Source organism: Nocardia sp. NPDC049190 (assembly GCF_040648115.1).
GTDB lineage: Bacteria > Actinomycetota > Actinomycetes > Mycobacteriales > Mycobacteriaceae > Nocardia.
Window position 1 is genome coordinate 1 of the sequence record NZ_JBEZDE010000051.1, and the last position, 12,751, is coordinate 12,751.

The 12,751-nt window shown below is 65.6% G+C and carries 13 protein-coding genes and 2 pseudogenes; 4 read left to right on the forward strand and 11 right to left on the reverse strand.

Translation table 11 applies throughout. The features are described 5' to 3' along the window. Positions 1-480: 480 nt before the first annotated feature. The 4 genes and pseudogenes from AB0B25_RS28560 to AB0B25_RS28575 all read right to left on the reverse strand — a co-directional run. Positions 481-657 (reverse strand): annotated as a pseudogene (locus tag AB0B25_RS28560) (hypothetical protein); the annotation flags it as partial. A gap of 20 nt (positions 658-677) precedes the next feature. Continuing rightward, the gene (locus tag AB0B25_RS28565; RefSeq protein ID WP_357185844.1) at positions 678-2,027 is read right to left on the reverse strand and encodes a family 1 glycosylhydrolase; all 1,350 of its coding nucleotides are present in this window, start codon (positions 2,025-2,027) and stop codon (positions 678-680) included. A gap of 354 nt (positions 2,028-2,381) precedes the next feature. Next, entirely contained in the window at positions 2,382-2,621 is a 240-nt protein-coding gene (locus AB0B25_RS28570; protein ID WP_357185847.1) for a hypothetical protein, read from the reverse strand. Next, positions 2,618-2,989 carry a MerR family transcriptional regulator gene (locus tag AB0B25_RS28575; RefSeq protein ID WP_357185850.1) on the reverse strand — a complete coding sequence of 124 codons (372 nt, stop codon included), beginning with the start codon at positions 2,987-2,989 and terminating at the stop codon, positions 2,618-2,620. The genes AB0B25_RS28570 and AB0B25_RS28575 overlap by 4 nt, the downstream gene beginning before the upstream one ends. 145 nt (positions 2,990-3,134) lie before the next feature. Here AB0B25_RS28575 and AB0B25_RS28580 point away from each other — a divergent pair, with 145 nt between their 5' ends. Further along, positions 3,135-3,557, forward strand: coding sequence for an HSP20 family small heat-shock protein (locus AB0B25_RS28580; protein WP_357185853.1), 423 nt, complete (start codon positions 3,135-3,137; stop codon positions 3,555-3,557). Between the two features lie 710 nt (positions 3,558-4,267). On the opposite strand, the gene AB0B25_RS28585 is transcribed toward AB0B25_RS28580, so the two are convergent. From AB0B25_RS28585 to AB0B25_RS28595, 3 genes are all read right to left on the reverse strand, one after another. Continuing rightward, the gene (locus tag AB0B25_RS28585) at positions 4,268-4,498 is read right to left on the reverse strand and encodes a hypothetical protein (protein ID WP_357185856.1); all 231 of its coding nucleotides are present in this window, start codon (positions 4,496-4,498) and stop codon (positions 4,268-4,270) included. Positions 4,499-5,273: 775 nt separating this feature from the next. After that, the gene (locus AB0B25_RS28590; protein WP_357185859.1) at positions 5,274-5,471 is read right to left on the reverse strand and encodes a hypothetical protein; all 198 of its coding nucleotides are present in this window, start codon (positions 5,469-5,471) and stop codon (positions 5,274-5,276) included. A 347-nt stretch (positions 5,472-5,818) separates the two neighbouring features. Beyond that, a complete protein-coding gene (locus AB0B25_RS28595) occupies positions 5,819-6,520 on the reverse strand; it encodes an SDR family oxidoreductase (protein WP_357185862.1) in 702 nt (233 codons plus the stop codon). Positions 6,521-6,601: 81 nt separating this feature from the next. On the opposite strand from AB0B25_RS28595, the gene AB0B25_RS28600 reads away from it, so the two are divergent. Next, on the forward strand, positions 6,602-7,090 hold the full coding sequence (locus tag AB0B25_RS28600; RefSeq protein WP_357185865.1) for a helix-turn-helix domain-containing protein: 489 nt from the start codon (positions 6,602-6,604) through the stop codon (positions 7,088-7,090). Between the two features lie 237 nt (positions 7,091-7,327). Here AB0B25_RS28600 and AB0B25_RS28605 read toward each other — a convergent pair whose 3' ends face one another. Then, positions 7,328-8,551 (reverse strand): cytochrome P450, encoded by a 1,224-nt coding sequence (locus AB0B25_RS28605; RefSeq protein WP_357185867.1) that lies wholly within the window; start codon positions 8,549-8,551, stop codon positions 7,328-7,330. Between the two features lie 433 nt (positions 8,552-8,984). On the opposite strand from AB0B25_RS28605, the gene AB0B25_RS28610 reads away from it, so the two are divergent. Both AB0B25_RS28610 and AB0B25_RS28615 read left to right on the forward strand, forming a co-directional pair. Continuing rightward, positions 8,985-9,467, forward strand: a complete 483-nt coding sequence (locus AB0B25_RS28610; RefSeq protein ID WP_357185869.1) for a Tn3 family transposase — start codon at positions 8,985-8,987, stop codon at positions 9,465-9,467. Further along, positions 9,464-9,735, forward strand: a pseudogene (locus AB0B25_RS28615) (Tn3 family transposase). The gene AB0B25_RS28610 and the pseudogene AB0B25_RS28615 overlap by 4 nt, the downstream one beginning before the upstream one ends. 11 nt (positions 9,736-9,746) lie before the next feature. Here the strand turns inward: AB0B25_RS28615 and AB0B25_RS28620 are convergent. The 3 genes from AB0B25_RS28620 to AB0B25_RS28630 all read right to left on the reverse strand — a co-directional run bounded on the left by AB0B25_RS28620 (position 9,747) and on the right by AB0B25_RS28630 (position 12,707). Then, positions 9,747-11,255 (reverse strand): hypothetical protein, encoded by a 1,509-nt coding sequence (locus AB0B25_RS28620; RefSeq protein WP_357185872.1) that lies wholly within the window; start codon positions 11,253-11,255, stop codon positions 9,747-9,749. Between the two features lie 220 nt (positions 11,256-11,475). Continuing rightward, complete coding sequence (locus AB0B25_RS28625) at positions 11,476-11,994, reverse strand: site-specific integrase (RefSeq protein ID WP_357185875.1); 519 nt, start codon at positions 11,992-11,994, stop codon at positions 11,476-11,478. A 536-nt stretch (positions 11,995-12,530) separates the two neighbouring features. After that, complete coding sequence (locus AB0B25_RS28630; RefSeq protein ID WP_357185897.1) at positions 12,531-12,707, reverse strand: DUF5994 family protein; 177 nt, start codon at positions 12,705-12,707, stop codon at positions 12,531-12,533. Positions 12,708-12,751: the final 44 nt, after the last annotated feature.

Sequence of the window (12,751 nt, forward strand, 5' to 3'; positions counted from 1 at the left end):
GCGTCCTGCCATGTCCCTCAGTGTCCCTTCTCGGCCCTCACCAGGCCAAACAAGGACTCTAATACCGAGCGGCCTCATCTATGGGGGACGGCCCACTTGCCCAGCTCAGCGTTCCAGGGGGGCTGGTGGCAATGGCGCAAAAGACGACGAGGCCCGGCGATGCCGGAGCCGACCGTGACCAGGGGTGCGGTGCCGATGAACGCGGCCGAGGATCGGCGCAGCAGGCTCGTCATCGCGCGGCCGCTCGGTGGCAGCGGCCCGGAGCGATGGTCGCGGTCGCTGCCCTGCTGGTGCTGGGACCGCAGCAGCTGGCACAGGCCACCGCCCCGCTGTCAGAGGGTGGTGCGGGGCGGGTGGGACTTCGTTCACGGATCCCGCGCCGACCTCACACAGCTGTGCGGCAGCGTCTTCCTGCTGCTCGTGGGCGCCGGCGCCTGGTCCCTCGCCTGCGCTCCCGATCGGCCACCGCGCAACCGGACATCACGCTGAACGGTCGGCGTCGTCTCCACTCCGGTCGTCGCCGCGGGCCTCGCGCGGCAGTTCCCGTAAAGCGCGCCGGTCCTCGGCCAGCGCAGCCGTGCCCGCCTCCGCCGCCCGGCACACCCGCCGCGCCCGGCCCGCGACCACCTCCCGTCGCGAGGTCGGCAGCCCATCGGCCGGTGCGGCCGGCCTGTGCGCTACGGGCCCGCGACCGGAGTCAGGCAGCTGTCCGGTGGATCGACGAAGAAGCAGATGGCCGGGCCACGGGTGGGGCGATAGTCGGCGGGGACACCGCCCTCGGCAACGATTCGTGTGTAGGCGCCGACCGCGTCGGTAGGGCGGCGCGTCAAGGTCGGGTCGGTGCGCACATCGACGGTGTAGAGCCCGAATCGAGGTGTATAGCTACCCCACTCGTAGTTGTCCGTGAGGCTCCAATAGTTGTAGCCGATGACATTGATGCCGTCGGCCTCGGCGCGTTGGATCCAGTAGACGGTGTCGCGGAGATGATCGCTCCGGGAGTAGCCATCGGCGCGAGGGCGACCATTTTCGGTGGGCATGCCATTCTCTACGATGTAGAGCGGCTTGTTCGGGAAGCGACGCGAATAATGTTGCAGGGCGTAGTAGATGCCCTCGGTACGCACCGGGAGATCCCAGATCTGCGCTCCCGGCATATTCGGCATCGCCGATCCGCTGGCCCGCGCGATGGAGGACAGCAACGACTGCGCAGGGTCGAACGCGAAGTAGTAGTCGACTCCCACATAGTCGAGTCGGTCCCCGATGCGATCGAGGAGCGGGCCGTTGACCTGACTCTCCGAGCCGGCGACATAGCCGACGTTACTGGTCACCTGGGCGCCGGGCTGGATCCCATGGATGTGGTCGTAGATGGCGTTGTGGGCCTGGGCGACCCGATCCAGCATCTCCGCCGAGTCGGCGGCGCCCGCACGGGCCTCGTGCACGATGTAGGCGACCGGCTCGTTGACGGTGACCCACAGCGGATTGTGGGACGCGTAGCGGTCGACCACCTTGCGCATGTTCGCCAACCAGTCGTCGACCATGCGCGGATTGCGCCAGCCGCCCCGGTCGACGGCCCAGCCGGGGTACACCCAGTGGTCCAGGGTGATCATCGGCCGCATACCGGCTTGCTCGATACTCGAAATAACCGCGTCGTAGAAACGGAACGCGGCAGCGTCCCAGGTCCCCGGGCTCGGCTGCAACCGAGCCCATTCGATCCCGATCCGGAATACCCGTACGCCGAGCTCGGCGGCCAGGCTGATGTCCGACGCAAAGCGATCGTAGAAGTCGACCGAATCGTGAAGTTCGTCGTAACCGGGATTCGCGACCCGGTATCTCGTCCAATTGCTGTCGGGCGCATGGCCTTCGGACTGGAATCCGGACGCCGCCACACCCCAGAGGAATCCCGGATCCAGGGGCGCGAGCCCGGCGACCTGCCGTATCGGTGGGGCGGCCGGTGCTTGTGCGCAGAGCAGCAGGGTTGACGCGGCAGCGGCGAGCGCGGCCAGGACGTACCGACGTAACCGGGATCGCATTGGCTCAGAGTAGCTGGATCAGGTCCCGAGATCCGGGATTCGACCATGACACATGTGCGGAACTGCGAAATATTCACTGACGCAGCAGGGGTCGTCGAGTAGACGGCCGTTATCCGTCGGGTTGCTGCCATCGGCAGCTCCGGAGTAAGTAGCGGAACCGTCAACGCTCCCGGAAGAATCCGGGCTCATCGGATTGTCTTACTGTGAACGAATTCGACTACGCCACAACTGTTACTGAGCAGAGTAGCTGAACCCTCGCTGCCCTCGGATCGACTGGCTACCGACCCTTACAGGTGCGCGACACGCTGTTCTGATCCCAGCGGGCGAGGTGATGCGGGGTGGGTGTGCGGGTGCTCAGGGCCGGGGAGTGGCCGGGGCATGGGCGAGACCCTGGGTCAGCGTGGTGATCTCGGCGCGCAGGTCGGTGGCGATGGTCTCGGTGCAGGCGAGTGTGATCTGGTGCTGGCGCTGGATGTGTTCGAGCTGGCGCAGGGTGGCCAGGTCGCGGGCGATGTTGTGCAGCACCGGGCCGATCCGCTCGGGCACGGCGGTGTCGGTGGCGTGCGGGCCGATCCGCTCGGATGTGGTGGTCATGGTGTGTCGCGGTGTCGGTCGCGTTCGGCGGTGAGTGCGGCGTTGGAGACGCGCAAGGCGGCGTTGGCGTCCTCGAGGGCGGTGTTGGCGTCCTCGAGGGCGAGGATCCGCGCGATCGCGGCGAGGTTGATCCCCTGGCCGGCCAATGCGGCGATGCGCGCCAGCCGCGCGAGGTCGTCGTCGCTGTAGCGGCGGGTGCCTCCGGTGCTGCGGGCCGGGGTGACCAGTCCGTGCTGCTCGTACAAGCGCAGCGAATGCGCTCCCATCCCGGCCAGTTCGGCGGCCACCGAGATCCCGTACACCGCCTGCCCCGGGCCCGGCCGGTGAGCACCGGTGGGGCCGGACAGGGGGTCGTGTTGATCCAGCATCTGCTCTCTCTTTCTCGATTCCACCAGATTACCTCAGCACGACACTTGCACTCGACTCGCTAGAGTGCTAAAACAAATCTCATCCAGATGACAGAGGTTATCTGAGTACCGTCGAAAGAGAATGGAGTGAGTGGAGGTGGCGACCATGCTGATGCGCACCGATCCGTTCCGGGATCTGGATCGCCTGACCCAGCAGATGTTCGGCACATCGGCCCGCCCGGCAGTCATGCCGATGGACGCCTGGCGCGAGGGCGATGACTTCTACGTCGAACTCGATTTGCCCGGCATCGACCCCGAATCCCTGGACTTGGATATCGAACGCAACGTGGTCACTGTCAAGGCGTCGCGCCCGCAGCTGGACCCGGACCGGTCGATGATCGCCGCGGAACGCACCCGCGGGGTGTTCTCCCGCCAACTGTTCCTGGGGGAGAACCTCGACACCGACGCCATCCGCGCGGACTACCGCGACGGGGTGCTGCGCCTGGTGATCCCGGTAGCCGAGAGGGCCAAACCCCGCAAGATCGAGATCACTCACCACAACGGCGAGCATCAGGCCATCAACGCCTGAGCCTGGCACTATCACGGGAAGGCCCTGTGATGATCCTCGTGACCAATGGCGCGACCGGTCCCGCACCGAGCGAGACCGCCGAGGAGTTGTCGTGGTTGGATTCGCGGCTGCTGGGCTTGGATCCTGATCTCGAGGGATTATTCGCCGAGATCGACGACATCCTGTGCCGGGCCCGCGACCGCTGGGACTGTCCGCCGCGACGTGAACCGAGCACACCCCGGCCACGGCCGGGCCGCCGGTGGCCGACCACGCAGCACCACGGTCACCGGCCCGGCCCCGCGCAGGGTCGAGGACGCGGCCCGCCCACAGCACGCCCAAGTCCGGCTCGACGTGGTATTCGACGACCAGAGAGAGCGAGGTGATGCCTGTACGACACATCGACAAGCAACTAAGACATACGAAACGTTCTCCTACACAACCGTTCTCGCGACCAAGGACCGACGGCCGTTCCCCGGACCGCACACCGGCACCAGCGCCCACCGAACACTCTGGGTTCGGCGCGTGCACAGCCACCGCGAGTGGCACCAGGCAGGCGGGGCACGGGTTTGTCGGCCCGCGCGAGAACACTTCACAGGAAAGTCCTGCTCAGATTCCTTCCGTCAACGGGTGAGCCCGGTCAGCTGTGGTTCTTCCGGGCTCACCCGGCCCTTTCGCTTCATCGACCACGATCGACACAAGAGGAGGCGAGAGCAACTAGCACCACCGCGGCCTTAGTCCCGGCAGGCAGCGACTTCGACCGCGCTGAACAGAACCTTCTCGTCCGCGACAGCGACGGCGAGGCCGGACTGGACCCGACCACGCCGGCACCGCCGCCGGAAACCGTGCGCGGCGCGCTCGAGCACGCCGCATTCACCGACCGTTTCGACCAAGCTTGGATCACCCCACTGGACTGCGATGACGACTACGACCACGACGATGCCGACTGACAGCCCAATCCTCACTGCCTCCTGGTGCGAATCCCACACCTACGACGCGCGTCGGCAGCACAGCCACGTCGCCTGGTTCGACACCGAGAAGGGCTCCGGGTTCCTGACACCCGATACGGGTCCCGCGGTGTTCGTCGACTACCAGGTGATCGACGTCCCCGGACTCAAACCCTCGCTGCCGGGCAACCGGTGGTGTTCACCGCCACCGACACCCCGCGGCCCCGAAGTCGCTCGCAAGTGCCCTACACCCGCACCACCAGCGTCCTGCCCATACCCGCGCCGGGCACCGACCGGCCGCGCCCACGAACCCGACCCAATCGGCCGTATCGATCCCGCTGCCGTGCGCGCGCAGCGTGAGCCGGACACCAGCGGCGGTGGCCAACCCTCCACCGCCAGCATGGACCACCCGCCCGGAGCAGTACGAGACGAGACCGCAGCACAGCTCCTCCCCAGCACAGCCCGACTCCGGTAATCGCCATGACTTCCACACACCCGACCCAGGCCACCGGCCACCCGCGCCCTCGCACCGCCGCGCACCGGATACCCGCCGCCGCAACCGATCCCGACGATTCCTCCGTGGTGTACTGGCCCGAACCCAGCCCCCTGCGCCCTTGGTGGGACACGATCATGCAGCCCGCCATGCCCGCCGATCCGGCCGCACCGCGATCCCCTGACCCCCGTCATCCTCACGCCCGGAACCCCTACCCACGCCGCACCCGACCGGCCCGCTAGCGCAATCACCGGTCACTCGCCCAACTTCGGACCGCCCGCAGCCGGGCGGTCCGAAATGCTAGGTGTTCCGTTTGCCGATCCACCAGCGGAACACCATGGCCATAGCGGTCCGGCCCCGCTCACCGGTGTTCCGTAGAGGTGTTCCGCGAACCGTCCAGATCATCCCCGCTATCCGGAACAATTCCGGGTACGGGGCGAACCGTTGCGCGTCGGATACTGCCGTTGCTCCACCGACGAACAAGACGTCGAGATCCAAACCGGCCAACTGCTTGCGCTTGCTCCGCCAGGGCGAGCTGGCGCCGGACTTGCCTTCTCGGATGACTGGACCGATCTGTTTGCGGAACTGGATCCACAGCCCGGCGACCCGCTCGTCACGAAGTACGCCCGGAGCGGTTTGACGGGTACCGGAAACTTGGTCGATGTACCATCTACCGGAGACCTCGCCGCTAGCCGGTCGACGACACGCCAAAGCCCGCACCGACTTTCATTCGTTCGAACACGGCCGAGCGGCCGCGATCCGTGAGTGCGACGGTGCCGCCGCTACCTGTGACTGGCAAACAAGACCATCACGATCCATGACGGCGCGGGCTGGCGTGGATCCGGCTACGGAAGTTCGGGATAGAGCGCTGCGACGCCGCCCGCCAGTCCGGCGCGGACCTGGTGAGACAGGTCGTCGGCGAGAATTTCGTACTCGCCGGCGGCGACCGCGTCCAGGGCGGTCTTGGCGACGTGGGCCGCGTCGGATTTGGGGCCGTCGATGTGGTCGGCCATGTCGGTGTCCATGTAGCCCACATGCAGTCCGGTGACTCGGATGCCTTTGGGCGCCAGTTCCTGACGGACGGCATTGGTCATCGACCAGCTCGCGGCCTTGGCGGCGCTGTATGCGCCGCCGCCCGGTAGCGCGAACCACGACAGAACCGAAAGCACGTTCAGGATCGCGCCCCCGCCGTTGTCCTCGATCGGCCCGGCGAAGGCTCGGATCATCGCCAACGTGCCGTAGAAGTTGGTGTCGAAGTCGGCGCGGATGGTGTCGAACTCGCCGGTGAGCAGTGACGACCCGGTGGATATCCCCGCATTGTTGATCAGCAGGTTCACCCCCGAGGTGGCCCGCGCGGCGGCGGCGATCGAGTCATGGTCGGTGATGTCCAACTCGACGGGGATCAGGCCGGTGCTGGTGTCGATGGTCTCCGGGTGGCGGGCGCCTGCGTAGACGCGGGCGCCGCGCTCGAGCAACTGAGCGGCGAACTGCTTGCCCAAACCGCGATTGGCGCCCGAGATGAGCGCGGTAGTGGTGGTGAAGTCCATCGATGTTCCCTTCGTGCTGGATTGCTAATTCAAAGTTAGACCATCTAACTTGGAAAAAGCAACCCAGGGTAGGATGGGGGCATGCCACCTGGATCGAAAGCTCGAGCGAGCGGCGCGGAGAACATTTGTGCAATCACTCGGACACTGTCGGTGCTCAGCGATCGCTGGAGCTTTCTGATCCTTCGCGACGTGTTCGGCGGAGCGAGCAAGTTCGGCGAGTTTCGAACATCGCTGGGGATCGCGTCGGATGTGCTGAGCGCCCGGCTCGCGACCCTGGTGGAGTTCGGCGTGCTGGAGAAGGTCCCCTACCACGAACCCGGGCAGCGCAGCCGGTTCGCCTACCAGCTGACTCCGGCAGGTCAAGAGCTGAAAATTGTGCTCGGCGCGTTACAGCAGTGGGGCGACGAGCACCTACCGCACCCCGAAAAACCCAGCGTCGTCCGGCTAGCGCGTGGGAGCCGGCACCCGCTGCGGGTGACGTTCGTCGATGACCGCGGCAACGCCATCGAGCACGGCGACGCCGAATTCGTCCTGACGGAGACCTACCCGAAGGCCGCCGTCATCGACTAACGGTCTCGCCCGACCTTACCGATGGCCTGAACCGTAGCCGATGAACGCCGCTATCGGCTCCTACGCGGAAACGGGCCGCTTCGGCATAGGTGTCGTGATGACACACAGCGCGAGGGAACGTGATCGGCGCGCCCCCGCTTCCCCCAGCGGGGCCGCGTGGGGAAGGGTGGCCGCTTCCTCGTCGCAACCCCCACCGAATCTCGAACAGATGCCTGGCCTGGGGGCGTTGAGGTACGGTCACGACTTCACATCGCCGAGATTGACCGGCACCGACAGCGGGCCGATGGTGAAGAAAGACGGCGAGTACGGGATGGTCTTCGGGTCGATCGCGAGTTCGAGTTCGGGCAGCCGCCGGTACAGTGCGGCGAGCGCGAGCCGACCCTCCAGTCGGGCCAGTCCGGCGCCGATGCAGTACCGTGGCCCGTGGCCGAACCCGAGATGTCCGCTCTTGTGCTGTCGAGTGATGTCGAACTGATCCGCGGTTTCGCCGTACTCTGCCGGATCGATGCCGCACGCCTGATAGACCACGCCGACCGCGTTGCCCTTCGGGATGGTCACGCCCGCAATGGTGACGTCCGTCAGCGTGAATCGCCAACTGGTCATCATCACTGAATGACGGTATCGCACAGTCTCTTCGACCACGTCGGCCCAGCGGTTTTCGGCCTTGGCCAGCTCGAGCTGATCGGGGTGTTGCGCCAGCGCCAAGATGGCGTATCCGAGCAAGTGGACGGTTGTCTCGTGCCCGGCGACCAGCATGATCCACAGGACGGCGACCAATTCCTCGGCCGTGAGTTTGTCGTCCTCGTCGCGGGCCTGCACCAGACCTGAGGTGAGGTCGTCGCCGGGCTCGCGCTGCTTGCGTTCGGCCAGTTCATACAGGTACGCCATGAGCGCCTTCTGCGTCGCAAACGCCTCGTCGGGAGCGGTAGTGTGCGCCAAGAGAACCGAGGTCCAACGACGCAGCCGATCCCGCTCCGCCTCCGGCACCCCGAACAGCTCGCAGATCACCGCCATCGGCAGTGCCTCGGTGAAGGCGGGTACCAGGTCGACACCATCGCCGGCGGCTATCACCTTGTCCAACAATCGGTCGATGATCTCTTGGATCCGCGGCTCCAGCGCCTGCACCCGCCCCGGGGTGAACGCCTTGCTGATCAGGCCACGAAGCCGCCGATGATCATCGCCGTCCTTGGTGGACAGGTGGTCGCCCTGAACAACAGCACGCAGCGGCCAGTCCTCCGGAATCGAACCGTCGTACAGGGCCGGCCAGTGCTTGGGTTCTCTGGCGAACGTCTTGTTGTCGCCGGCGAGAATCTCGCGTACCGCGTTGTAGGTCAGCGCCAGGTAGGCGGGCACGCCACCGGGAAACTCCACCTCTACCACCGGCGCGATCTCGCGGAGCCGGATACAGGTATCCAGCAGTTCCTCGTTCGCGGCGGGGAATGGGGGCAGGCTGGTTGTCATGGATTTTCCCTTCTACGCGTAAACCCTCCAACCGTCTTGGTGACGGCCTGCACGAGTATCACGCCGAGCTCGCCCGGCCGGACAGATGTGTCGAGCGATCCTGCCTTTAACCAGAAGTCCTGCGGCGCAAAACAATAATCGAGAAGGCTCACCGCATAACGGCGGTGGCGTCCGGATGTACTACTGTTCAAGCATGATTCGCTGCGGAGACGACGCGGAATCGGCTGCTGATCCGTAGAGCGCCGGTGTGGTACACCAGCCTGACCGGTTACGTGCCGCGGTGGAAGTCTCGATGTCGGCGACAGCGCAGACGAAGGACAACTCGAGCATCGGGTCAATGGGTTCCAGCAATAACCGCACCCGGGCCAGGCGGCACATCGACTACGAGATCCTTGCGGACAGCTCGCCGGCGCACAGCGAAGACATCAACTGAATGCGCCAGTCCGGTGGGAAGGTGCCGGAGGCGATCATCACCGATACCGGCTCCTACAGCGATATCGTGTTCGGGCTGTTGCACCTGCTCGGCCGCCGATACCGGCCGCAACTGGCGAACCTGCCCGACCAACGGTTGTGGAGAATCGACCCGGCCGCCGACTACGGGCCCCTGGACAAGGCCGCCCGCGGCCGGATCGATATCGAGCGGATCGGCCTGGGAGGACAAGTGCCGGATCGCGATCTCCATCCACACCGGGGAAGTGGCCGCGCACGAGGTCACGCGCATGACTCCCGTGACGGGCAGCCGACCTCACTCGGACATGCTATGGCTCATTTCGGGCGGATCTTCAAAACCTTGCACGTGCCGCGGCTGGCCGACGATGAACCGTATCGGCGCGAGGTCAAAGCCCAGGCCAACCTCACAGAGGGCCGCGATGAATCCTGGCGCGGCGGATCTTCCACGGCCGCAAGAGTGAGATGACCCGGGTCTATTACGACGGTACGGAAGACCAGCTGTCCGCACTCGGTCTGGTGCTGAACTGTGTGGTGCTGTGAACACCGTCTATAGGGATCGTGTCCTGGCCGAGCTGCGCACCCAGGACTACCCGGTGCTGGATGCCGATCCGGCCAGGTTGTCGCCGTTCGTGCGGGCCCACATCGGCGTTGACGGGCACTACAGCTTTCATTTGCCCGACCTCGACGGAACCCACCGTCCGCTGCGCGATCCCGACGCCTCCGGTGACGAATGAGACGCCGGGGATCAGGACTCGTCGATGACTTCGACTCGGTGGTTATCGATGACATGCCCGTTCTCATCTTCGATGCGGATGGCTTCGATGCGGGATTTGACGCCGGGATGCACACCGTTCATGAAGTGCATCTTCAGCTCTGGCGGTTTGCCGTCTACCCAGTACTCGCGGTTCATGTGGGAGATGGCGAGCTGTTTGCGGGCTTGTGCTTCGAGGTCTCTCCTCTGTGCGAGTTGAGTGTCGAGGTTGTGGGTTTTGACTTCGTGCCATACGCGTCCGTGGTCGGTGACGATGTCGACCTCGCTGGCCATCCGGGTACCGGTGGGGGTGCTCGCGTCGACCAGCGGGCCGAGATCGTGGATGTCGTCGAGTTTTTCGGCCATCCGGATTTCGCCGTCGTAGCCTCGGATATTGGCCTCGGGGCCGTGCAGGTCCGCAGATCCGATGAGAGGGGAGTCACGGCTGCCGGTGGTGGAGTCGGGAACCGTGGTGTCCGACAATCTCGTCAGTGCTGACCGTTGCGTTTCCAGTCCCGAAACCCACCGATCGGCGCCTTTGCTCATGAGTTCGGGGGAACGTTCCAAAAGAGTGGAGAGTCGCTGCTGTGTGCTGTCCAAGTCCTCGCTCATCCGGCTGAGCCGGTCGCTCAGTGTGGCCTGTTCGTTGTGATGTATCTGCGCGAGCCGTTCGACCAGGTCGACGTCGCTGCGCTGGCCGTCCCCACGGATCTTGTCGAACCATTGGTTGGTGTTGTTGGCTGCGACGCTGTCGATCATCCTTTGTGCCTTCGGTATTTGGGTGAAGGCTTCGGTGTCGCGTTGAGCGAGACGGTCGGCGACCTGTGGTGGAAATCCGTCGCGCGTGAATTCCGCGCGTCGTTCGAGCAGGGTCTCGCGGTAGGTGTTGGTCATGGGTTGCTGCCGGTACTGGTGGTAGCGGTCGTGCAGCAGCCTCGTGGCTCGGTCGACGGCACGGGGATCGGCGCCACTGTTCTCGATCCGGGCCAGCGCCTGCCTGAGCCTCTTGGGTAGCGCGCTGTCCTGTCCGGTGCGTGTCGTGAGCCGGGCCAGTGCCTCATCGACCGATACTGCCCGGGTTCGTGGTGAAGTCGCGATCTCGTGGAGCACGGGCGAGAGTCCGATGTTGTCTGCCCATTCGGTGGTGCGGGCCGCGGCGTCACGGGTGATCAGGTGCTGGGCGCGTTCCCCGCGCAGATAGTTGTCGACTTCGTTTCTGGCGATGGTTTCGGCCGGCTCCGCGGTCTCACCGCGTTCGCGTAGAGCGTGGGATCTGTTGTTGAGGAATTCTTGTCGCAGGTTCCGTTCTCGCAGCTGTCGTTGCTGCTGGTATCTGTCCAGCACCGCATGCTCGACCCGGGCCGCGGTCCCAGGATCCACCCCGCTCGCGTGGATCCTGGTCAGCAGTCCTGCCACGTTATCGGGAACCCGGTCGCGTTCACCGCCGCGCCCTTCGTGCGCGGTCGGCGGGTCCGGTCGCCATGCTGGCTTCGACCAGCTCACGGCCGTCATGCTCAGCGTCGCTGATCCTTCGTGTCCCACGAACCTCTTCGGCCAGGTCACCCAATGTGCGATGCAGGTGGGGGCTGGCCCCGGTGCGTGAGCACCTCGACCATGGTGTCGCGCATGTGCTGGAGCAACTTGCGTCCCGCTTCACTCAGCGGCGCCCCACTCATCGCGAGCCCGGACCGATGGAACCCGGCACGAAATCCACCGCCTCAGATCACCGCCGTCGAGTGGCAGGGTCGCTGTCGGCATAATACCGGCGTAACCCCTCGTCGGAGATCCGCGCGTATTTGACCAGGCTCCGTACCGAGGTATGCCCCGACAGTTTTATCAGCACCGGAGTGGACGCGCCGTCCTCTGCGGCATGAGTCAGCCGGGAATGCCGCAGTTGATGCAACGTGTACGGGCCGTCATCAAAGCCCGCGGTATGGTTCTCGAACAGCTCCGCGGCGCGACGGTAAGACAGCCGCGCCCGCCCCGTCGGCGGGTCGATATCGCCTACCCACCCACTGACAGGCGAGCCTTGCGATCGGTGAGGAATAGCGGCCCCGACCGGCGCCCGGCCAGCATCCGAGGCAACAACCGGGCGGTACCGGTCTGCCAGGCAATGACCTCGCGAGTTCCGCCTTTTGCGGGTTACCACCGCGCATCGGTTCGCCGTATCGAGGTCGGGCACATCCAGCATCAGGACCTCCGCGGCGCGAGCCGAGGACTCGTAGAGCAGATGCCACAACACCCGTTCCCGCAGCGCCGCCTCCGACCCAGATCTGTGCGACCTGCTCCCGGCTCAACGCCCTACAGGAATCCGGCGGCGCTGGCCTCGCCCGCAACCGGACCAGCGGATCACCGGCCAGCCAGCCCTGCTCCCGCCAGACCCCGGACGCCGAAACAAGTGCGGTCAACCGGATGTTGAACGTCTTCGCTGATCTGGCACCCCACACGACGGTGAACCAGCCGCACACCCGATCCGGTTCCGAATCCAGCAGCGACACATCGGTGTCTGCCCCGAAATCGGTGACCAGACGATCCAGCGCCGCGCCGTAGGTCTCGCGTGTGTTCCGCACCGTGAGGGTTGCCAGATAGATCTGCACCGCATCCGCCAGCCGCACGCCACTTGCCGCCCTCGGAAGCATCCGAACCCCGCCCATCCCCCGCCTCCGAACCCCGCTACCGCAGATATTTTCCCGAGTCGCCTCGCCGCGCAACGCCTATAGCGCCAGGACAGTCGAACAGTTACCGCGCATAGCATGTCACTATCTGCGGTAACCGGCTTTAGCGTGACTTTTCTCGCGGATTCTCCCGGACCCCCGGATCGTAGACGATGCGCCATATCGGGCCTGTTCGCGGACGGGGTGCGGTGATCAGATCGGGGAGCTCGATCGCGAGGTTGCTCGATCGTGGCCACCAGGTCGCATCGATGTAACCGCTCGGCTCGGAGTCCGCGCGCAGACGTAATCAGGGGGATGTCAGATCGTGGGGTGTCAGCGGGTGTA